The organism is Paeniclostridium hominis (genome assembly GCF_014306135.1).
GTDB classification, from domain to species: Bacteria; Bacillota; Clostridia; order Peptostreptococcales; family Peptostreptococcaceae; genus Paraclostridium; species Paraclostridium hominis.
Genome location: NZ_JACRWD010000004.1, coordinates 130,229 through 151,649, shown reverse-complemented (window position 1 = coordinate 151,649; position 21,421 = coordinate 130,229). Strand labels below are relative to the sequence as shown.

General features: G+C 28.1%; 30 protein-coding genes. 6 read left to right on the top strand and 24 right to left on the bottom strand.

Annotation, left to right across the window (positions count from 1 at the left end; genetic code table 11):
- Positions 1–51: 51 nt before the first annotated feature.
- The 14 genes from H8891_RS11310 to H8891_RS11245 form a co-directional block, all read right to left on the bottom strand.
- Positions 52–552 carry a gamma carbonic anhydrase family protein gene (locus tag H8891_RS11310; RefSeq protein ID WP_330594195.1) on the bottom strand — a complete coding sequence of 167 codons (501 nt, stop codon included), beginning with the start codon at positions 550–552 and terminating at the stop codon, positions 52–54.
- 5 nt (positions 553–557) lie between these two features.
- Positions 558–1,931, bottom strand: coding sequence for a thioether cross-link-forming SCIFF peptide maturase (gene scfB, locus H8891_RS11305; protein ID WP_187006527.1), 1,374 nt, complete (start codon positions 1,929–1,931; stop codon positions 558–560).
- A 142-nt stretch (positions 1,932–2,073) separates the two neighbouring features.
- On the bottom strand, positions 2,074–2,217 hold the full coding sequence (gene scfA, locus H8891_RS11300) for a six-cysteine ranthipeptide SCIFF (RefSeq protein ID WP_021122491.1): 144 nt from the start codon (positions 2,215–2,217) through the stop codon (positions 2,074–2,076).
- Positions 2,218–2,282: 65 nt separating this feature from the next.
- Complete coding sequence (locus tag H8891_RS11295; protein WP_147547226.1) at positions 2,283–2,645, bottom strand: TIGR04086 family membrane protein; 363 nt, start codon at positions 2,643–2,645, stop codon at positions 2,283–2,285.
- 73 nt (positions 2,646–2,718) lie between these two features.
- Entirely contained in the window at positions 2,719–2,991 is a 273-nt protein-coding gene (gene yajC, locus H8891_RS11290; protein WP_147547224.1) for a preprotein translocase subunit YajC, read from the bottom strand.
- A gap of 78 nt (positions 2,992–3,069) precedes the next feature.
- Complete coding sequence (gene tgt / locus H8891_RS11285; RefSeq protein ID WP_147547222.1) at positions 3,070–4,191, bottom strand: tRNA guanosine(34) transglycosylase Tgt; 1,122 nt, start codon at positions 4,189–4,191, stop codon at positions 3,070–3,072.
- A 25-nt stretch (positions 4,192–4,216) separates the two neighbouring features.
- On the bottom strand, positions 4,217–4,714 hold the full coding sequence (locus H8891_RS11280) for a phosphate-starvation-inducible PsiE family protein (RefSeq protein ID WP_147547220.1): 498 nt from the start codon (positions 4,712–4,714) through the stop codon (positions 4,217–4,219).
- 16 nt (positions 4,715–4,730) lie between these two features.
- Positions 4,731–5,756 carry a tRNA preQ1(34) S-adenosylmethionine ribosyltransferase-isomerase QueA gene (queA, locus tag H8891_RS11275; protein ID WP_147547218.1) on the bottom strand — a complete coding sequence of 342 codons (1,026 nt, stop codon included), beginning with the start codon at positions 5,754–5,756 and terminating at the stop codon, positions 4,731–4,733.
- A 102-nt stretch (positions 5,757–5,858) separates the two neighbouring features.
- Entirely contained in the window at positions 5,859–6,872 is a 1,014-nt protein-coding gene (gene ruvB / locus H8891_RS11270; RefSeq protein ID WP_147547216.1) for a Holliday junction branch migration DNA helicase RuvB, read from the bottom strand.
- A gap of 17 nt (positions 6,873–6,889) precedes the next feature.
- Complete coding sequence (ruvA, locus tag H8891_RS11265) at positions 6,890–7,492, bottom strand: Holliday junction branch migration protein RuvA (RefSeq protein ID WP_187006526.1); 603 nt, start codon at positions 7,490–7,492, stop codon at positions 6,890–6,892.
- The gene (gene ruvC, locus H8891_RS11260; protein WP_147547212.1) at positions 7,485–7,994 is read right to left on the bottom strand and encodes a crossover junction endodeoxyribonuclease RuvC; all 510 of its coding nucleotides are present in this window, start codon (positions 7,992–7,994) and stop codon (positions 7,485–7,487) included. The genes ruvA and ruvC overlap by 8 nt, the downstream gene beginning before the upstream one ends.
- Positions 7,995–8,129: 135 nt before the next feature.
- A complete protein-coding gene (locus H8891_RS11255; RefSeq protein ID WP_187006525.1) occupies positions 8,130–8,729 on the bottom strand; it encodes a hypothetical protein in 600 nt (199 codons plus the stop codon).
- Positions 8,730–8,886: 157 nt separating this feature from the next.
- Positions 8,887–9,051: a rubredoxin gene (gene rd, locus H8891_RS11250; protein WP_187006524.1), complete on the bottom strand. Its 165-nt coding sequence runs from the start codon at positions 9,049–9,051 to the stop codon at positions 8,887–8,889.
- An 18-nt stretch (positions 9,052–9,069) separates the two neighbouring features.
- Positions 9,070–10,290, bottom strand: coding sequence for an FprA family A-type flavoprotein (locus H8891_RS11245; RefSeq protein ID WP_207723619.1), 1,221 nt, complete (start codon positions 10,288–10,290; stop codon positions 9,070–9,072).
- 218 nt (positions 10,291–10,508) lie between these two features.
- Between H8891_RS11245 and H8891_RS11240 the strand changes: the two genes are divergently transcribed.
- Positions 10,509–11,219 (top strand): Crp/Fnr family transcriptional regulator, encoded by a 711-nt coding sequence (locus tag H8891_RS11240; RefSeq protein WP_330604980.1) that lies wholly within the window; start codon positions 10,509–10,511, stop codon positions 11,217–11,219.
- Positions 11,220–11,259: 40 nt separating this feature from the next.
- Here the strand turns inward: H8891_RS11240 and H8891_RS11235 are convergent, their stop codons facing one another.
- Positions 11,260–11,595: a cupin domain-containing protein gene (locus H8891_RS11235; protein WP_187006523.1), complete on the bottom strand. Its 336-nt coding sequence runs from the start codon at positions 11,593–11,595 to the stop codon at positions 11,260–11,262.
- A 3-nt stretch (positions 11,596–11,598) separates the two neighbouring features.
- A complete protein-coding gene (locus H8891_RS11230) occupies positions 11,599–11,937 on the bottom strand; it encodes a cupin domain-containing protein (protein ID WP_187006522.1) in 339 nt (112 codons plus the stop codon).
- 232 nt (positions 11,938–12,169) lie between these two features.
- Here H8891_RS11230 and H8891_RS11225 point away from each other — a divergent pair, with 232 nt between their 5' ends.
- Positions 12,170–12,487 carry a hypothetical protein gene (locus tag H8891_RS11225; RefSeq protein WP_187006521.1) on the top strand — a complete coding sequence of 106 codons (318 nt, stop codon included), beginning with the start codon at positions 12,170–12,172 and terminating at the stop codon, positions 12,485–12,487.
- Positions 12,488–12,606: 119 nt separating this feature from the next.
- Entirely contained in the window at positions 12,607–12,930 is a 324-nt protein-coding gene (locus H8891_RS11220; RefSeq protein ID WP_187006520.1) for a DUF1540 domain-containing protein, read from the top strand.
- 30 nt (positions 12,931–12,960) lie between these two features.
- Here the strand turns inward: H8891_RS11220 and H8891_RS11215 are convergent, their stop codons facing one another.
- On the bottom strand, positions 12,961–13,683 hold the full coding sequence (locus H8891_RS11215) for a YebC/PmpR family DNA-binding transcriptional regulator (RefSeq protein ID WP_147547198.1): 723 nt from the start codon (positions 13,681–13,683) through the stop codon (positions 12,961–12,963).
- Between the two features lie 162 nt (positions 13,684–13,845).
- On the bottom strand, positions 13,846–14,601 hold the full coding sequence (gene nadE / locus H8891_RS11210) for an NAD(+) synthase (RefSeq protein WP_187006519.1): 756 nt from the start codon (positions 14,599–14,601) through the stop codon (positions 13,846–13,848).
- Between the two features lie 111 nt (positions 14,602–14,712).
- Between nadE and H8891_RS11205 the strand changes: the two genes are divergently transcribed.
- Both H8891_RS11205 and H8891_RS11200 read left to right on the top strand, forming a co-directional pair.
- Complete coding sequence (locus tag H8891_RS11205) at positions 14,713–15,081, top strand: sulfite exporter TauE/SafE family protein (protein ID WP_330604981.1); 369 nt, start codon at positions 14,713–14,715, stop codon at positions 15,079–15,081.
- Entirely contained in the window at positions 15,081–15,458 is a 378-nt protein-coding gene (locus H8891_RS11200) for a sulfite exporter TauE/SafE family protein (RefSeq protein WP_187006517.1), read from the top strand. The genes H8891_RS11205 and H8891_RS11200 overlap by 1 nt, the downstream gene beginning before the upstream one ends.
- A gap of 48 nt (positions 15,459–15,506) precedes the next feature.
- On the opposite strand, the gene H8891_RS11195 is transcribed toward H8891_RS11200, so the two are convergent.
- The 4 genes from H8891_RS11195 to hflX form a co-directional block, all read right to left on the bottom strand.
- Complete coding sequence (locus tag H8891_RS11195) at positions 15,507–16,145, bottom strand: YigZ family protein (protein WP_187006516.1); 639 nt, start codon at positions 16,143–16,145, stop codon at positions 15,507–15,509.
- 96 nt (positions 16,146–16,241) lie between these two features.
- A complete protein-coding gene (locus tag H8891_RS11190; RefSeq protein WP_147547187.1) occupies positions 16,242–16,670 on the bottom strand; it encodes an NUDIX domain-containing protein in 429 nt (142 codons plus the stop codon).
- A 114-nt stretch (positions 16,671–16,784) separates the two neighbouring features.
- On the bottom strand, positions 16,785–17,447 hold the full coding sequence (locus tag H8891_RS11185; protein WP_147547185.1) for a HEAT repeat domain-containing protein: 663 nt from the start codon (positions 17,445–17,447) through the stop codon (positions 16,785–16,787).
- Positions 17,448–17,455: 8 nt separating this feature from the next.
- Entirely contained in the window at positions 17,456–18,739 is a 1,284-nt protein-coding gene (gene hflX / locus H8891_RS11180; protein ID WP_187006515.1) for a GTPase HflX, read from the bottom strand.
- A gap of 99 nt (positions 18,740–18,838) precedes the next feature.
- Between hflX and H8891_RS11175 the strand changes: the two genes are divergently transcribed.
- Positions 18,839–19,099 carry a cysteine-rich small domain-containing protein gene (locus tag H8891_RS11175; protein ID WP_187006514.1) on the top strand — a complete coding sequence of 87 codons (261 nt, stop codon included), beginning with the start codon at positions 18,839–18,841 and terminating at the stop codon, positions 19,097–19,099.
- A gap of 28 nt (positions 19,100–19,127) precedes the next feature.
- On the opposite strand, the gene H8891_RS11170 is transcribed toward H8891_RS11175, so the two are convergent.
- Positions 19,128–19,775: a TIGR01906 family membrane protein gene (locus H8891_RS11170; protein ID WP_187006513.1), complete on the bottom strand. Its 648-nt coding sequence runs from the start codon at positions 19,773–19,775 to the stop codon at positions 19,128–19,130.
- Positions 19,776–19,784: 9 nt separating this feature from the next.
- Positions 19,785–21,335 carry an ABC-F family ATP-binding cassette domain-containing protein gene (locus H8891_RS11165; RefSeq protein ID WP_187006512.1) on the bottom strand — a complete coding sequence of 517 codons (1,551 nt, stop codon included), beginning with the start codon at positions 21,333–21,335 and terminating at the stop codon, positions 19,785–19,787.
- Positions 21,336–21,421: the final 86 nt, after the last annotated feature.

The following is a 21,421-nucleotide window of genomic DNA, read 5'->3' as shown; positions in this document are numbered from 1 at the left end:
ATTTATAAGAGAAGAAAGGACAATATATTTTATATTGCCCCTTTCCTTAACCTATTTATAATTATTTGCAGTTTCTACATATTTTAATGCAGAATTAACAAGATTTTGTTTTTCTTCTTCTGTAAGTTCTCTTACAACTTGTGCCGGAGACCCTTTTACAAGAACTCCTGATGGTATTTTTTTATTTGGAGGAACTAAACTTCCTGCAGCAACTAATGTATATTCTCCTATTTCCGCTCCACCTAATATTATAGATCCCATTCCTATTAAACTATTATCACCTATTTTACATCCATGTATAAGAGCTTTATGTCCTACAGTTACATTATTTCCTATTAAAGTTTCACAATTATATTCTATGTGTACAACTGTACCATCTTGTATATTAGTATTTTCGCCTATAGTTATAGAGTTTTCATCTGCTCTTATAACTGCGTTATACCATATATTTGCATTTTTTCCTATTTTGACATCACCAATAATATCTGCTGATTCTGCTATAAAAACACTTGAGTCAAATGTGGGTTTTTTACCTTTATACCCCTTTATCACTCTATCTACTTCCCTTCTATCATTAATCTTGCTTGTATCATTATAGAACATTCAGTACGTTTTTTTTGCATTTCACAACCTAACTCATATGGTTTCATTACATCTCCATTAAAGTTTACTGCATTTGCATGACATCCACCTGAACAGTAGAATTTATTCCAACAATTTTGGCAATCTTCTTTACTATATACATGTGCATTTTTAAATGTATCTGTTAACTCTCTTGGAATTACTATTTCTTCATCATTTATATTTGCAAGCTTATATTCATCTTTACCAACAAATTGATGACATGGATAAATATCTCCATTTGGAGTTATTGCTAAGTACTCATTTCCTGCTCCACAACCTGTTATTCTCTTTATTACACAAGGTCCTTGGTTTAAATCTATCATAAAGTGGAAGAACTTAAAGTTTTCTCCGTTTAATAATCTATCTGAATACTTAACAGCTAATTTTTCATATTCATTAAATACTGTTTCCATGTCTTCTTCTCTTAATGCAAATGGATTACTTTCATCATCTACAACAGGTTCTACTGATGTAAGTTCAAACCCTTCATCCGCAAAATGAAGTACATCTTCTGAAAAGTCTAAGTTTTCTCTAGTGAAAGTTCCTCTTATATAATAGTATTTATCTTTAGGTCTACTTTGTACAAGCTTTTTAAACTTAGGCATTATTATGTCATAGCTTCCCTTGTCATTTAATGTAGGTCTCATTCTATCATTGACTTCTTTTCTTCCATCTAAACTTAAAACTACATTGTGCATATTTTCATTTATATATTTTATTTTATCATCATCAAGTAATACACCATTTGTAGTTATTGTAAATCTAATGTTTTTATTATTTTCTTTTTCTACACTTCTACCGTACTCAACAAGTTGTTTTACAACTTCAAAGTTCATTAATGGTTCTCCACCAAAGAAATCTATTTCTAAATTTCTTCTGTTTCCTGAATTAGCTATTAAATAATCTATAGCTTTTTTCCCAACTTCAAAGCTCATTAATTCTTTAGCTCCACCAAAATCTCCTTGTGCTGCAAAACAATATTCACACTTTAAGTTACAATCATGTGCAACATGTAAACATAAAGCTTTTACAACTTTTTTTCTATCAATAAAGTTTGGATGATGTTTATATGTATCTACTGTATATAATAATCCTTCATCTTCTAAAGTTTTTATTTCATTGTATGCTTCTTTTATTTGATCTTCTGTATAATTTTTACTTAATTCTTTTATTATCTCATCTAAAGATTTTTCTTTGTAGTGGTCTAATAAGTTATATGCTACCTCATCCACAACATGAACAGCTCCACCATTTACGTCTAAAACTATATTGTATCCGTTCATTGAAAACTTATGTATCATACTCATAATGTGCCCTCCTAGTTTGTTTATATCTATATATTATCATATAAATAGGTTTATAGACTATTTATCTTTTATATCCACATATTTCAATTTCACTCAAAAAAAGCAGCTTATATAGCTGCCTTTTTGTTAAATAATAAATTTATTATCTCTCGCACTCTTGATTTGCAACTGTACAAGAAGTTTTACAAGCAGATTGACAAGATGTTTGACATTCTCCACATCCACCTTTTGCCGCACTTTCTTTTAAAGTAGCTTTAGATAAAGTTTTTATATGCTTCTTTTCCATTTTAACTACCTCCTATCTTAATAAACCTTTATTGATTATATCATAAAATTTACATAAGTGGAAATTTATTTAAAGTTAACCCCTAAAACCCCACCTATTCCTCCAGCCAAAGTTGTCAATAGTACTTTATATGCTGTAGTCATTTCAAATGTGAAAGAATCTTTAGCTAAAAATACTACTATCATTAAACATAATATGTAAGTTAACCCAACCAATACCCCGTACAAAAGTCCCTTTTCTTTTATTTTCATAGATGCATAAAATCCACCAAATGCAGCAGATGCTGTCGTTATAGCCGAAGTTGCCATAGCTATACTAGTTGAAGAAATACTTGTAAATGTTAATAATAAATTATAAATTAATAAGCTTGCTAATGTTATTATGTAAGCATATCCTAAACCTTTGAATATATTACTTGATTTTTCCATAAAAAAACCTCCCCCTTTCATATAAAATTATATTCAAGGGGAGGTTTTGTAATTACAATTATTGATTTTATTTTTATTTTGATTCTGATTGTGTAGATGCTATAGCCCATTTTTCAAATGGTACTTTTGTTCTACTTGGTCCGATTTCTAGTATAACAACATCTTCTTCAACTTTAGCTACATTAGCTACTATACCACCTATTGTTACAACTTTAGCTCCTACACTTAAGTTATCTCTCATTTCTTTTAATTGTTTATCTTTTTTCTTTTGTGGTCTTATTAAGAAGAAATAAAATATTGCAAAAAACACAACCCACATAAGTATCCCTACTACAGCTTGAGGCATATACGTCACTCCTTTTTATTATATTGATTAAACCTTTTAGTTTTTGTTCGGTATAATAATCATTATAACTTAAAATAATTATAATTCATAGCCATATTTTTGGAAAAATTCTCTTCTAAAATCTAATAATCTATCTTCCATTATAGCTTGTCTTACTTGCTTCATTAAATCTAATAAGAAATGTAAGTTATGCGTAGTTATAAGTCTTGCAGCTAATATTTCATTAGCTTTAACTAAATGTCTTATATACGCTCTTGTATAGTTTTTACAACAATAACAATCACAATTAGGATCTAATGGTCCAAAATCTCTTGCATATTTTGCATTTCTAACTACTACTTTTCCTTCACTAGTCATAGCAGTACCATTTCTTGCTATACGAGTAGGTAATACACAGTCAAACATGTCTATTCCTCTTATTACTCCTTCTATTAAATCATCAGGACTTCCAACACCCATTAAATATCTTGGCTTATCCTCTGGCATTAGAGGTACTGTATAATCTAAAACTTCATACATTAACTCTTTTGGCTCTCCAACACTTAAACCACCTACTGCATATCCAGGTAAGTCTAATTCTAATATTTCTTTTGCTGATTGTTCTCTTAAATCTTTATACATACCACCCTGAATTATACCAAATAAGGCTTGGTTTTCTGTATTTTTATGAGCTTCTTTACATCTTTTTAACCATCTTGTAGTTCTTTCTAAAGAATTTTTAACATATTCTCTATCTGCTGGATATGGAGCACACTCATCAAATGCCATCATTATATCTGAACCTAATGCATTTTGTATCTCCATAGCTTTTTCAGGGCTTATAAAGTGCTTTGATCCATCTATATGAGATCTAAAGTGTACACCTTCTTCAGTTATTTTTCTAAGTGGACCTAAACTAAATACTTGGAACCCTCCACTATCTGTAAGTATAGGTTTATCCCAGTTCATAAACTTATGAAGCCCTCCAGCTTCTTTAACTAAATCATGACCAGGTCTCATGTATAAATGATATGTGTTACTTAATATTATTTGAGATCCTATTTCTTTTAATTCTTCTGGTGTCATAGATTTTACAGTTGCTTGAGTTCCAACTGGCATAAATATTGGTGTCTCAATTACTCCATGAGGAGTGTGTAATCTTCCTAGTCTTGCTCCACTTTGCTTACAAGTTTTTATAAGTTCATATCTTATTGCACTCATGCTGACTCTCCTTAACTTTCTTTTATTATTTTTTTTGATAATTTAAAGCTTGCTCTAAATTTCTTTTATGACATTCACAATCATCTTCTTCACATTCTTCAAAATGAATGCTTGTGACATTCATTGAGCTATTATCATCCGTAAGTAAGTATTTTCTTATTGCAAATAATCCAGCTATAGCCATTATACCTAAAAGTAGCTCAAGCATTCCTTCACTTTTAGGTAGCAATAATAATTTTCTAGCTATAGCATACAATAATACTTCGATTAATGCCCCTGGAATATGTAGTGATAACATCACCACTAATTCTACTCCTATAACTAATAATAATATTTGTCCTAATAAATCATTAAATTGAGCATACTGTACTACAGTTTTATATTCTACGATATATGATTGCCATATTATTCTAAGCACATCAATTGTTCCTAAAAATACTGCAATAAGTACAACCATTGCTAATAATGATTCAAATATATAGGCTATTTTAAGTGCTAAACTCTTTTCATCTATCTTTTTCATGTTAGCCCCCTAATATTTATTTGATTATCATTGCATCCCCAAAACTAAAGAATCTATATTTTTCTAAAACTGCAGTATTATATGCATTTAAAACAGCATCTTTTGAAACTAATGCACTTACTAACATTATTAGTGTAGATTCTGGTAAATGGAAATTAGTTATTAATTTATCTACCATTTTAAATTTATACCCTGGATATATAAATATATTAGTCCATCCACTAGATTCTACAATCTCACCATTTTCGTTACTTGCTGACTCAACAGTTCTGCAACTAGTTGTTCCAACACATATAATCTTATTACCATTTTTCTTTGCTTTATTTATTTTTTCAGCTGCTTCTTTATCTACCATATAATATTCAGAATGCATCTCATGTTCTAAAACATCATCAACCTTAACTGGTCTAAACGTTCCAAGTCCTACGTGTAATGTTACAAAAGCAATGTCTACACCTTTTTCCTTTATCTTCTCTAAAAGTTCTTTTGTAAAATGAAGACCCGCTGTAGGTGCTGCTGCTGAACCATTATGTTTTGAATAAACAGTTTGGTATCTTTCTCTTTCTTCTAATCTTTTTGTTATATATGGAGGCAACGGCATATTTCCAAGTTCATCTAATACTTCTTCAAAGATACCTTCATAGTAAAACTTAACTAATCTAGAACCTTCTTCTGCAAGTCCTACTACCTCTCCTATAAGTTTTCCATTTCCAAATGAGAACTTAGTTCCTACCTTAGCTCTCTTTCCTGGTTTAACTAATGCTTGCCAAATATCTTTATCAGTTCTTTTTAATAAAAGAAATTCTATTTTACCACCAGTATCAACTTTTTCTCCTATAAGTCTTGCTGGTATAACTCTTGTATTATTAAGAACTAAACAATCTCCTGGATTTAAATAATCTATAACGTCTTTAAATATTTTGTGCTCAATTTCCCCAGTTTTTTTATCTAAAACCATAAGTCTTGAATTTGATCTATCCTCAAGAGGTGTTTGAGCTATTAATTCTTCTGGTAAGTCAAAATAAAAATCGCTAGTTTTCAATTTAAACGTCCTTTCTATATTTTAGTACAAATTACATCATAACAAAAAAAATAATATTTTTCTATATTAATGATATTTATTGTCAATATGCTTATTTAATTTCTATTTTTTATTAGGGTATGGTATTTTCAAATGATCATAAGCTAAAGGCATTGCAATCCTACCTCTAGGTCCTCTATTTATAAATCCTAATTGAAGTAGATATGGCTCATAAACATCTTCTATTGTATTTCTATCTTCTCCTGTAGAAGCTGCTAAAGTATCTAATCCAACAGGACCTCCCTTAAATTTTTCAATTATTGTGTTTAGAAGTTTTTCATCGACATGATCAAGTCCTAAACTATCTACTCCTAATAATTCTAATGCATCATTTGCAACTTCGTCTGTTATATTTCCATCTGCTCTAACTTGTGCATAATCTCTAACTCTTTTTAATAATCTATTTGATATCCTTGGTGTTCCTCTAGATCTTCTCGCTATTTCTGTAGCTCCTCCAATTTGAATCTCTGCTCCTAATATGCTTGATGATCTAATTACTATTTGTGCCAATTCTTCAACTGTATAATAATCTAACTTGCATATAACTCCAAATCTATCTCTTAAAGGATTAGTTAACATACCAGCTTTAGTAGTTGCTCCAATTAAAGTAAATTTAGGTAAATCAAGTCTTATACTTCTAGCTGATGGGCCTTTACCTATAATTATATCTAAACAATAATCTTCCATAGCTGAATATAAAACTTCTTCTACAGTTCTACTTATTCTGTGAATTTCATCTATAAATAAAACATCATTTTCATTTAAGTTAGTTAAAATAGCAGCTAAATCTCCAGCTCTTTCTATTGCAGGTCCTGAAGTTATCCTAAGATTAACACCCATCTCACTAGCTATTATAGATGCTAATGTCGTTTTTCCAAGCCCAGGTGGTCCATATAATAAAACATGGTCTAGTTGTTCATTTCTAGCTTTTGCTGCTTCTATAAATATTTTTAAAAGTTCTTTAGCCTTCTTTTGTCCTAAATAATCATCTAAACTTTTAGGCCTTAAATTGTTTTCTATATCAACATCTTCATTTTGCATAGTGGATGTTATTATTCTATTTTCATCTTCAAACATAGTTTAAATTCGCCCCCTTATCTAAGAGATTTACTCATTAAATAACTTAATGATTTCTTTATTATATCTTCTGTATTCATTCCACCTTTTTTACAATTATTAACTGCTTCTTTAGATTCTTGAGATGAATATCCAAGGGCAATAAGTGCATCAACTGCTTCATCTTGAGATACAACTATTGGAGCTTGTGAAAGAAGTGTCGGCTCAAACTCAATATTATTTTTATCTATCTTATCTTTTAATTCTAAAATAATTCTTTCTGCTGTTTTCTTTCCAACTCCAGGAGCTTTAGACATTTTCGCCACATCTTCACTAACTATATATGCACCTATTTGCTTTGGGGTTGCAAAAGATAATATACCTAATGCAACCTTAGGTCCTATCTTAGAGACTGAATTTAATAATTCAAACATGTTAAGTTCTTCTTTTGTTGAAAAACCACAAAGACTCATATCATCTTCTCTTACTATTAATTTGGTATATATTTTATATTCTTTTCCTAGCTTTAAATCTGATAGTGTATTTGATGATACATTAACTTTATATCCAATATTATTTGCTTCTATTACTAAGCTATCTAAGTTTATTTCTTCTATACTTCCTTTTATATAACTATACATATTTCCCCCCTATATTTTTAAGTGTTTTTTCTAATTTATTCGAATGGCAATGACATATTGCAACTGCTAATGCATCTGCTACATCATCTGGTTTTGGTACTGATTTTAAATTTAAAAAAGATTTAACCATCTGTTGTACTTGAGCTTTTTGTGCCCTACCATATCCTACTACTCCTTGCTTCACTTGAAGAGGTGTGTACTCGTATACTGGCTTATTATTATGTGCACAAGCAAGCATAGTAACGCCCCTTGCTTGTGCTACTGTAATAGCTGTTTTTACATTTTTATTAAAGAATAATTCTTCTATACCAACTTCATCTATGTTGTAGTTTTTGATAAGCATATCTATACCTTTATAAACAAGTTCTAATCTTTTTAATACATCCATATGTGCTGGTGTAGTTACTGCTCCATAATCAATAACCCTAAATTTATTATTTTTATATTCTATAATTCCATAACCAACTATAGCTATTCCTGGATCTATACCTAAAATAATCATACTAAAATAACTCCTTTTACGAAACTTACGTTCTGTATTAATATATAATACCATATTTCTATGCAAACTATAAAGAGATGAAAAGTTTCCCTTTCATCTCTTTATAGTTAGATATTATTAAATTATTTTAAGTGTTTAACTTCCAAAATCCTCTAGTTTAGAATATATTTCATCTTGTGTTGTTGCAGATATACCAACCTTGACTTCTTCTTGAACCTTTTTAGGCAAAGACTCAGTTTCAATGTCAGTATTTTCAAGTATTTCTCTATCTCCATTGCCATTGTACTTGCAAACTACTATAATACCTTTTTTGTCTTCTATTACAAATTGATTAGCTTTTTTGGGATCATTAAAATTTTCTTTTTCTTGTAAAGTTATTTCATATTTATCTAATTTTTTTATTGTTCTGTTTGGATATTTTGTTGTTAGATATTTAGTTATCTCATCCTTTGACTTTCCTATTAATTCTGATGGTATCGTTCCTATCATAGTTGGTGGTTCATTACTAGATGTTCCATCTTCAAATGTTTTTTCTACCCAAATTTCACAATCTTTGCTTAACTTAAATGTGTCTTTAACTATTTCTTCTTCCTTTTTAGGTTTTGTGTCTTTATCTTTAGAGATCACTTCATCTGATGTTTTAAATCCTACATAAATCCCTCCAGCGAGAACTGCTATGCCTAAAACTATCATAATCGGTATTCGCCAAGGAAATTCTTTTTTCTTTTCGAACATTAAAAACAACCTCCTTATACCGGTTATTTTTTCCAATTAGATATTTTTCATACATTTATTTAAAATTATTTATAAAATATCAGTATGCAAATAAAAAAGTGTCTTAAAAAATTTAAAGCTAAATTCCTTAAGACACTCTTTTTATTAATATTTTTCTTTAGTCTTCAAATTTTGAGAAATAACTCTTATCTGCTCCACAATCTGGGCAAGTCCAATCTTCAGGAACATCTTCCCATTTAGTTCCTGGAGCCACTCCATTTTCAGGATCTCCTATTTCTGGATCATAAACATATTGACAAACATCACATACATATTTTTGCATTTTCTTTCTCCTTTAAATTTATTTTATAACTGTCTTTATATATTCAACAGCCTTTATAACTTCTTTACTTGAATCTTCATTTAATGAAAATTTTACTCTTATTGGAAATTCAACTTCTGTCATTCCTGTATTTTTTATAATATTTGAAGTGTTTAATACATTCATGTTTGTATCATTTAAATATTCTTGTATTATCTCTATAGATTCTCCACTCCATCCATAAGACCCAAATGCTCCTGCTATTTTACCTTCTAAATCTTTTTCTTTAAGTTCTTTTAATACATTTTCTATACTTCCTATCATATCTCCATATCTAGTTGATGAACCAAATAATACAACATCTGAGCTTTCTATTGCTTTTAATATTTCATTTATATCATCTTTATTAGCATTGAATAATGAAACTTCCATATTAGCATTTTCTAATTCTGTCTTAATTAAATTCGCTATACTTTTAGTTGAATTTCTCATAGTACTATAAACTATACTAGCTTTTTTACCATTTAAATCTATAACACTCATATCTTTGTATATGTTTATGTATTTATCTATATCTTGAGTTAATATATACCCATGAGATGGTGCTATCATTTTTATATCCAAATCTTTTATAGCTTCCATTAATATTTTCACATAATTTCTATGAGGAGCTATTATTGCATTATAATATCCTATAAAATCATCAGTTATATCTTCTTTTGCTAGATTATCAAATAAATCAAATGTAGCTACATGTGTACTAAATATATCACAAGGAAATAATATTTTATCTTCCACACAATATGTTATCATTGTCTCTGCTGTATGAAGATATGGTGTCATTTTAAATAAAAGTGTCTTTCCACCTATATCTAATGTATCACCATCTTTAACAACTAAAAATTCTCTATTATGTAACTTATATAATTCTTTCAATTCATTTACTGCAATCTCTGAACAAACTATAGTAGCATTTTTAGCTTTTATACAAAGTCCTGCCATTGCACCTGAATGATCTGGTTCAGTATGATTTACAACTATATATTTTATTTTTTCTAAATTTGTTAATTTACTTAAATTTTCTACAAATTCTCTCCCATAAATCATATCAACAGTATCTATTACTGTTGGTTTTTCTGTATCTAAAAAATAACTATTGTATGTTGTTCCTTTTGTAAGTATTAATCTATGAAAAGGAACATCTCTATCATCAACTTTTCCTATGTAATAAATATCTTTTGTAAGTTTTATGTTATCCATAATAATTACCTCCTAATTTATCTGCTCATTACCTTTATGAATACATAATAACTTTCTTTACTTAAAAAAAATGTGATTGTAGTCAAAATTTGTAGGATTTTAAAATTATTTATATTTTTAATAAATATATTTTATTATATAATTTAAATATAAGTTTATATAAACGTTTAACCATCCATATATTCCAATATAAGTACAAAATAAAAGGAGATGTTTTTGTGGAAAGATTCAGCTGTGAAAATTGCAAAAAAAAGTTATATGCAAAAGAAGTTCCTATATTTTCTGCTTTAAGCAAAGATGAAATGAATAAAATAGCTATTACCATGAGTCACCTTATATTCAATAAAGGTGATGTTCTTTGTACTGAAGGGGAAAAATCATCCAATCTATTCATCTTAAGTAGTGGTGCAGTTAAATTATCTAAACTTACAAGTGAAGGAAAAGAACAAATAGTTCATATACTAAAGGAAGGTGAGTTTTTTGGAGAATCTAATTTGTTTGAAGATAACCCAATAAGTAACTTTTCTGCTACTGTATTAGAAAAAACAACTATATGTATAATGTCTAAAGAAAATTTTGATGAAGTTCTAGCTAAAAATCCAAGCATTTCTTTAAAAATAATAAATCAACTTAGTAAAAGACTTGTAGAAGCTGAAAACATAGCTATAAATCTTGCAACTAATGATATTCATTCAAGAATAGCCAATATGATTTTGGATTTTAGCGAAAAATATGGAGTTAAATCTAATGAAGGTGTCATAATTAAACTTCCAGTAAATAGAGAAGGAATGGGAAATTACTGTGGTATAACAAGAGAAACTATAAGTAGAAAATTACCCATGTTTGAAGAAATTGGAGCTATAAAACTTAAAGGTAATAAAACTCTAATAGTAAAAGATTTTGATAAAATAAAAGAATTCACTTATTAATAATAAAAAAACTATAGCTTTGCTATAGCTTTTTTATTATTTATGCTTTTACTAATATATTAAATAACTTAACATCAGTCAAAGCTTCCACTCCATAGTTTATATCAGCCTCTAAAGCTACGATATCACCTTTATTTAACAATACTTCTTCATTTTCATTATATAAAACTCTACAACTACCTTCTATTATGACAAACAATGTTTCCATTTCATAATATTCTTTATCTATACTTTCTCCTTTTGCAAACGAGAAAAATCTTATCTCTGTATTGTCATTATCTATTAGAGCTTTACTTGCAATCTTATTTCCAGTGTGATTTATCATTTCATTCATTGGTATAGATTTAAATGCTTCAATATTTCTTAAATACTTCATTTTTTAGTCCTCCTTAACAACTACTAAAAGCATCTTCATATCTTCTTTTGCAGTTACTTGATGTTGTATATTAGCTGGCATGACTACAAATTGACCTTTTGTGGCTTCTATTGTGTCCTCTCCTATTTTTACTGTTGCAACACCTTCATGTATATATATTAAAGCATCCCCTTTTGCTGCATGAGGCCCTACTCCTTCTCCCTTACCAAAAGCTAAGACAGTTATTCCCACACCTTTTTTTTGTGCCATAGTTACTGTTTCTATTTGTCCCTCACTACAACTTACTAAACTATCAAAATCTATACTTTTTGCTTTTTCTATATTTTTTATTAATTCTTTCATACCTTTAATCTCCTTTTTCTATCATTTATTAAATTTATTCTATTTTTGTTGTATCAAGTTTTACAAGTTATATTTACATTATATGTACAATTGTTTAATAAAACTGTGATTACAATCAATTTATTGATTAATTTTTAATTAAAATTTTTAAATATTCGTTCCATTTACTAATCGATTTTCATATTATACTGTTAAAAACTTATAATATAGTTGGTAAAAGGGGGATTAATTATTGAATATAGATAATAGAATTTTAGATAGATTGGAGTTTATTGAATTTAAACAGCAAGTATTACTTTTAAAACAACCGAATCACAAAATAAGTGTTTTTGCAAACCTATCACTTGCACAATTTATAGATATAAAAAATTATGTGAAAAATTTTGAAAAATTTATAGATCAAGAAAGTAGCTATACTTTTAAAGATTTTGAGATAGGATTATATGATATTTGTCCTTTGATAAAAACTTATCCTGGAAGTTCAGTACTAATTGCAAGAATCTTAATGGATATAAAAAATTATGATATATTATTTTCACACAATAACTAAACTTTTAAAGGCGATATATTAATATATTATTTTTATATCGCCTAATTTATTTATATTTAGTATATATACAAATCTATTTGGAAATAATTTTACTATATACTATTATAGGAGGGATTTCCATGAGTAAAATAAATTGTAGTGTTGAAAATTGTTCTCACAATAATAAAAACATATGTTACGCAAATAGAATTGATGTACACGGAACTCAAGCAAAAACAATCGAACATACAGCTTGTGCATCATTTTTAGAAAATTTTGTTTATAGTAATTTAACTAATAATACAAATGATGATGGTCCTTGTTCTTGTATATGTTGTAAAGTAGAAACTTGTGTTTATAATGATAATAACTTATGTACATTAGATTCTATTAAGGTTTCACCTGATACTAAAAGACCTAATATGTATTCCGAGACAAGCTGTTCTAGTTTTAAATATAAATAAAAAGAGGAGATATATATCTCCTCTTTTTATTTATTCTTCTATTTCCCAGTTATGTGCTATAGATTGAACATCATCATCATCTTCTAGCATATCAACTAATCTGTTCATAAACTTTAATTGTTCTTCTTCAGTTAATTTAGTAGTAGTTTGAGGTAATAATTTTACTTCTGCAGATATAAAATTATATCCTTTAGCTTCTAATTCATCTCTAACTGCTTGGAAATCTTCTGGAGAAGTTACTACTTCAAATCCATCTTCCTCAACGATTAAGTCTTCTGCTCCAGCTTCTAAAGCTGTTTCCATTAATTCATCTTCTGATACTTCATCATTTGCTTCTATTAATATTTGACCTTTTCTATCAAACATAAAAGACACACATCCACTAGTACCTAGGTTACCACCATTTTTATCAAAGTAGTATCTAACATTTCCTGCAGTTCTATTTTTATTATCAGTTAAAGTTTCTACTATTACTGCAACTCCTCCTGGTCCATATCCTTCATAAACTATAGTTTCAAAGTTTTCATTTGCTCCGCCACCGGCACCTTTAGCTATAGCTCTATCTATATTATCGTTAGGCATGTTATCTGCTTTAGCTTTATCTATTGCTGTTTTTAAAGTTGCATTGTATTCTGGGTCTGCTCCACCATCTTTAGCTGCAACTGCTATCGCTCTAGCATGCTTTGTAAATATCTTTGCTCTTTTTGCATCTTGCTTACCTTTTCTATTAATTATGTTTCCTATACGTCCCATAATTCCACTCCTTGCTCTGTAAATTATTTTATCTAAATAAAACTTTGTTATGCTTATATCTTATATAGGTATAGTTAATATGTAATATGAATTAGTATGATTATAAATTAATTTATACTATATATACACCGTAATTTTAGCATAAAACTTTAATTTAGTAAATTAGAACTTAGGTGGAGCTGCCGCAGTATGTCTTTTATGCTCACTTACCCTATGTAATCTAGCTATTATTTCTTTATCTTTTTGAGGAACTTCATCTATTCTACCTTCTACAATTGCATCTATCATATCATAAGTAGTTCCCATTTCATTTTCATCAGTTTGTCCTTCCCAAAGTCCAGCTGATGGAGCTTTATTTATAATATCATCATGAACACCTAAAACTTTAGCCCATTCATACACTTCCTTCTTAGTTAAATTAGCCAATGGAATTAAATCAACTCCTCCATCTCCATACTTTGTAAAATATCCTGTATGTATTTCAGCTGCATTATCTGTTCCTACAACTAAGTATCCCATATTATTAGCAACAGTATACACAGTACTCATTCTTATTCTTGCTCTTAAATTAGCATCACTCATTCTGTTATTTTTTTCATTATATAAGTCTTTTTCTTTTAAGTTATTTATAACTTTTTCATATATACTAACTTGCTCATCTGTTAAATCTAAATCTAAATATTCTATATTACAACCATGTATTACTTTAAGTGCATCTAATCTATCTTGAGGGTTACTTTTTATACTCATTATTACGCCCATAGAGTCATTTGGAAAAGCTTTTTTTATTAAATACGCAACTACAGCTGAATCAATTCCACCCGATACTCCAACTATTAATCCATTGGTATTTGATTCCTTTACTTTCTCTCTAAGCCATTCTACCGTTTTATCTATCTTATCATTTATGTTTGTCATATAAACTATTCCTCCTTACATTTTTTGGATAAGCCAATTATATCAGATATTTTTATTTTAATTAAATATAATTTATGCTTTATGTGAAAAATAATGCAAGAAGGTGATCATATGAATAAAAAATATTTTAATTTTAATATTAAAAACTCACTTATAGGTTCTATTTCAGGATTTATAAATGGCATTTTTGGATCTGGTGGAGGAACATTATTAGTACCTATTTTAAATAATATCCTAAAGGTAGAAGAGCATAAATCACATGCAACAGCTTTATCTATAGTAGTTTTTTTAACTGTTACAAGTTCTTTTATATATGTATCAAAAGGAACCTATGATTTAAACCTAACATTCAAAGTTGCAATAGGAAGTATAATAGGTGGAATAATAGGTGCTAAAATTCTTTGTAAACTTACAGGAAAGTTTCTTAGGATTTCATTTGGAATAATAATGATTATAGCTGCTCTAAGGATGGTGTTTTAATGCTACTTATCATAATAGGATTTTTTTCAGGTATAATAGGTGGAATGGGAATGGGTGGAGGAACAATACTAATTCCTGCTCTTATACTATTTTTAAACATAGACCCTAAAATAGCACAAAGTGTAAACTTACTTTCATCTGTTCCTATGACTATATTTGCTTTAATAATCCATATAAAAAATAAAAATGTAATATTGAGTTTGGTAATTCCAATAGCTCTTTTTGGAGTAGCTGGAGCTATAGCTGGTTCTTTCTTAGCTAACTATATTTCATCAGAAACTCTAAGAAAAGTATTTGGTGTATTTTTGCTAATCGTAGGAATATTAGAAGTTAAAAAAGGTATATTTAATTCTACCAAACCTAAATGTAAAAATTAAAAAGTAATGTCTCAATAACTTTAGTTATATTGAGACATTACTTTAATTTTAAAGTATTATTTGTCCATCTTTTTCAGATAAATAAAATTCTTCTCCTAAAACTATGTTTGCTGTAGCACTTGTTATATCATTTATTTTTTCTATAATACCTTCAATTTCATTTTTTCTTGAGTAAACTATTATTTCTACATTATCTTCATATATAGTATCTTTTATAAAGTATCCCATATTCATTATTTCATTTTGAACTTTACCAAGTTGATTATAATCTATTTTAATTTTGACTTCTTGATACATTACTTTTTCAATTATTTTAGCAGCTTCAAGTCCTATCTTAGCTCCTTTAGTATAAGCTCTTACCAATCCGCCAGCGCCTAATTTAATTCCTCCAAAGTATCTTGTAACAACAACTACTACATCTCTTAAATCTTCTTTTTTTATAACTTCTAAAGTTGGTATACCTGCTGTTCCCTGAGGCTCTCCATCATCACTGTATCTTTGTATATTCATACTTTTACCCACTGTATATGCCCAAACATTATGCCTTGCATCTTTATGCTTTTTCTTTATTTCATTTATAAATTCAATAGCTTCTTCTTCTGTTTTTATAGGCTTTGCATATCCAATAAATGTAGATTTATCTATAATAATCTCGTCCATTCCAAATTCGTGTAATGTCTTATACATAATATAGCCTCCTAAACTTATTTATATAATAATTATAATCATAAAAATAGAACAAGGTAAATACCTTGTTCTATTTAAGTAATAATAACTATATACTTAGTTATCAACACATTGTTTTTTTAAATCTTTAAACTTCTTATATGATATATCTACTAGCGACTTTTCTCTATTATGAGTTAACATATCCAAAGCATCTTTGACTTTAAAAAATCCAGCTTCTTTAATACTATCATCAACAATATTATAGTTTGTATCATCAGACTCCATTATATACCACATAATAGCATTGCATACTTTTTGTTGTCTGCTTCTTGAGTAAAATTCATACATAGTATCTCCTGCCATATCTAGTACTTTAGCTTCAACTTTAATTTCCTCTTTAACTTTTAATGGCGCAACTTCACTAGGTATATCACCATCATTTATTTTTCCCTTAGGAATAGTCCACTCGCCTCTGTCATTTTTGATTATTAATACTTTGTTTGCATAAAATACTATGCCCCCTGCACAACGTCTTAGTATCATATTAAATTCCCCCTACTTAACCATATTTTTACACCAAGTTATGGAGATAAATTTTTAAGTAATTTCTTATGTTAATCCATTATATGTTAAATTTATAGTGTTTATGTTATATAATTAAGTAGTTTTTTCTAACTGTTCTATTGCATCTTCATAAGCTTTTATTACATAGTTTTTTTCGTCTTTTTTTCTCTCTTTAAGTCTTTTAATCATTGAAAGACTACTTTTATTTCCTACTTTTGCTAAAGCTTTTGCACAATACTGACGTGTTTGTGCATTAGAATCATATAATCCTCTTTGAAAGTATTCTCTACTTTGAGCTGAAGATATTTTTCTAAGAGCCGAGTAAGTTATCCTTCTAACATCTGAATGTCTATGTGTAGTTAATGAATGTAAAATCCCTAAAAATCTATCATCATTTAACTCACCAGTTGCCCATATTAATATCATTAAATCTTCTGCATTTTTTTCGGTTATAATTCTTTTATATAACTTTCTTTTAAATTGTAATAATCTCTCATCATCTAGATTATTCATAAAATTAATTCTATCATCTTTGCCTAATTCTAAAAATTTATCTAATACATCTTTAGATAGTTCTAGTTGACTTTTAAGCATAGCTTTTATTTCCATCTTAGCCTTTATTAAATGGTCATTTACCTCTTGAATTTCAATATTCCTTATCTTACTTATTTGAGATACTGTTCTAGATTCTTTATATAGAAGATAAGTTATAAAATAATCCTCTAAATTTTCTATATTATCCCAACATATATTCATATTAATCCCTACTCATTTATTATATATTCTTTATATATATTATAGTCTTCTTCATCCAAGCTAACTGTTAATTCTATTCCATTTTCAACATATTCAAACTCTTCAACATTGTATTTATTTTTTAATTTACTAAATACATCTCCTCTTTCATATGGCAATAATAAATCTACTCTATGAGTATTTTCCATCAATGCTGTTTGAATCATTTCTGTAAGTTTATCCATATTTATGCCTTGCTTAGCTGATATATAAACTGTATTTTCTTGATTTTTAGGATATATATCTAGTTCTAACTTATCTATTTTGTTATAAGCCATTATAGTAGGCTTATCTTCAGCATCTAATTCTTTTAATACTTTTTTAGTAGTATTTTCTTGTATTTCAAAACTTTCGTTTGTCGCATCAACCACATGAACTATTAAATCAGCATAGTGAACCTCTTCTAAAGTTGCTTTAAATGCTTCTACTAAGTCATGTGGTAGTTTACTTACAAACCCAACTGTATCTACAACTAAAAATTCCTTTTTATTAGGAAGTAAAGCTTTCCTTAAAGTAACATCTAACGTTGCAAATAACATATCTTTTGATAAAACTTCTTTTTCAACACTATATTCTTTATGCGTTTTTATAAGTTCATTAAGTAATGTTGATTTTCCTGCATTTGTATAGCCTACTAAAGCAACTATAGGTATATTAGATTTTAATCTTTGAGATCTTTGAGTTTCTCTGTTTTTCTTTACATCCCTAAGTTCTCTTCTTATATCTGCCATTTTATTTAATATGTGTCTTTTATCTACCTCTAGTTTTTGCTCTCCTGGACCTCTTGTTCCTATACCTGCTCCAGTTCTACTCATCTCTCCACCCATACCATATAGTCTAGGTAGTCTATATTTTAACTGAGCTAATTCAACTTGTAGCTTACCTTCTTTGCTTAAGGCCCTTTGTGCAAATATATCTAATATTAAAGTTGTTCTATCTATTACTTTTCTTTGAACTAATTCTTCTATATTTCTTATTTGCGCTCCTGATAATTCATCGTTAAATATTACTACTGTAGCATCTAATGATTCGCAATATGCCTTTATCTCTTCTACTTTCCCTTTTCCTATATAAAAGGCAGCTTCTCTTGCTGGCCTATTTTGTATAATACTGCCTACAACTTCTGCTCCTGCTGCCTTTGCAAGCTCTTTTAATTCTTCCATAGATTCATTAATGTCTATATCATCAACTTTTTTTACGTTAGTAGTTATATTAAGCCCAACTAACAACGCCTTTTCTACTATTTTTTCCATTGTAACACCTCATTTAATGTACTTTTTTTTATTATACCACTATTGTAAATTTTTAGTATAATTATATTGAAACTCTAAATATTTTAGGAGGTATATGTTATGTCTGATAATTATAAATTTTTTAGTAATGATAAATGTGAATATTTTCCTTGCCATAAAGTGAGTGATCCCAAAAACTTTAATTGCCTATTTTGCTATTGTCCTTTATATGCTTTAAAGGAAAATTGTGGCGGAAACTTTAAATATACAGATAACGGAATAAAAGATTGTTCTTCTTGTTTAGTTCCTCATAATATAAAAAGTCATGATTACATAATGAGTAAAATAGGAGATATTCTAAATCTAGGTAAAAAATTATAGCTTATAAATTAAATAAAAGGAGTAGTAATTAATTACTACTCCTTTTATTTAATTTTTTATAACTAAATATCATTAATAAGCTAATTATAAATATAAGTATTAATATCATAATTCCTGAATGAAGGAAAAATTCTGCTGGTAATATATTTATTACTGAATCTAAATTTGGATCAAATATCCAGTAATCATTGCCAAACAATATATTATGAAATATTTCAAAGCTTTTTTGAAAATTTATAAGTATAGGCATAATTAATATTAATGGTATTAATATTAAAGTTATTGCACTATATTTTAAAATGCTTAAATCATTATTTCTAATACTTATATATATCCCTATAATTAAAAAAATTAAAGTTATATTATTTAATTTTTTTACATTTTGAAATATATCTCTAACTTCCTCAAAATGAATTTTTCCTTGAGCTGATGATTCTAATGTAGGTAAATTAAAATCTAAATCACTATTGCTTGTATTATAATCAATTAAATAATCATAATTAAGCTTTATATCTTCCTTAGTCATATTACTTAACTTTGGAATATTTAAATAATCTATATTAAAATAATATAATTGCTTAAAATTAACTGTAAATTTAATAATTGAAGTTATTATAAACAAGCTTATTGATAATGAAAATATCAAGTTTAAAATTCTACTTTTACTATACCCCATATGTTTTACCTAAACAATTTTAGTTGTGAAATCTTCTATATTCCACACATCATCCACTATATCCATATAAAATTCAGGTTCATGAGATACTAATAAAACAGTTCCTTTGAATTCTCTTATAGCTTTTTTAAGTTCATCTTTAGCTTCTACATCTAAGTGGTTTGTAGGCTCATCTAATACTAAAAAGTTTATTTTCTTTAACATTAACTTGCATAATCTTACCTTCGCAGCTTCTCCTCCACTTAAAACTCTCATTTGACTAGTTATATGCTCATTTGTAAGTCCACATTTAGATAAAGCTTGTCTTACTTCAAAGTTTGTAAGTCCTGGATACTCTGCCCATATTTCATCCATAGGTGTATTGCTATTTTCTCTTGAGCTTTCTTGTTCAAAGTAACCAACCTCTAAATAATCTCCTAGCTCTACTTTACCATCAAATGGCTTAATTATTCCTAGAAGAGTTTTTAATAATGTTGATTTTCCTATACCATTCATACCTCTTAAAGCAATTTTTTGATTTCTCTCTAAAGTAAAGTTAAGAGGTTTTGTTAATGCCTCATTATAACCTAAAACAAGTTCATCTGTTTTAAATACAAATCTACTTGATGCTCTAGATTCCATAAATCCAAATGTAGGCTTTATTTTTTCTTTAGGTCTTTCTAACATTTCCATCTTATCTAATTTCTTTTGTCTACTGTTTGCCATACCACGAGTTGCAACTCTTGCTTTATTTCTAGCAACAAAATCTTCTAATTTCTTTCTTTCTTCAACTTGCTTTTCATAAGCTTGTTCTTCTTGTCTCTTCTTTATATCTCTAAGTCTTTCAAATTCATCATAATTTCCTTTATATCTATTAAGCTCTCCATTTTCCATATGATAAATTACATTACATGTATCATTTATAAATGGTATATCGTGAGATACTAATATAAAACTATTTTCATATTCTTGAAGATATCTTGTTAACCACTCAATATGCTCTACATCTAAGTAGTTAGTAGGCTCATCAAGTATTAATATTGTAGGGTTTTCTAAAAGTAACTTTGTAAGTAATACTTTAGTTCTTTGACCACCACTTAAATCCGTAACATCTCTATCTAAGCCTATTTCACCAAGACCTAGACCATTAGCTACTTCTTGTATTTTCGCATCTATCATATAAAAACCACTATTTTCTAAAATAGTTTGTATTTCAGCTGTTCCATCCATTAGTTTTGTCATTTCAGTTTCATCAGCTTCACCCATTTTATCATACATACTTATCATTTCTTGTTCTAAGTCAAACATGGGCTTAAAAGCATCTCTAAGCACTTCTCTTATAGATTTTCCTTTTGTTAATACTGTATGTTGGTCTAAGTAACCAACTGTTACTCTTGATGACCATTTTATATTACCTGCATCAGGCATTAATTTCTTTGTTATTATATTTAAAAATGTAGATTTACCTTCTCCATTAGCTCCTATAAGTGCTATATGTTCACCTTTTCTAAGTCTAAAAGATACATTTTCAAGTATAGTTCTTGCACCAAATCCATGGCTAACATTTTCAACTACTAGCATCTAAACACCTCTTCTTATTTTATTATCTATATCATAATAGCTTCTTTCTTTAATCAAATCAAGTGATACAAGTAATTTCATGTATT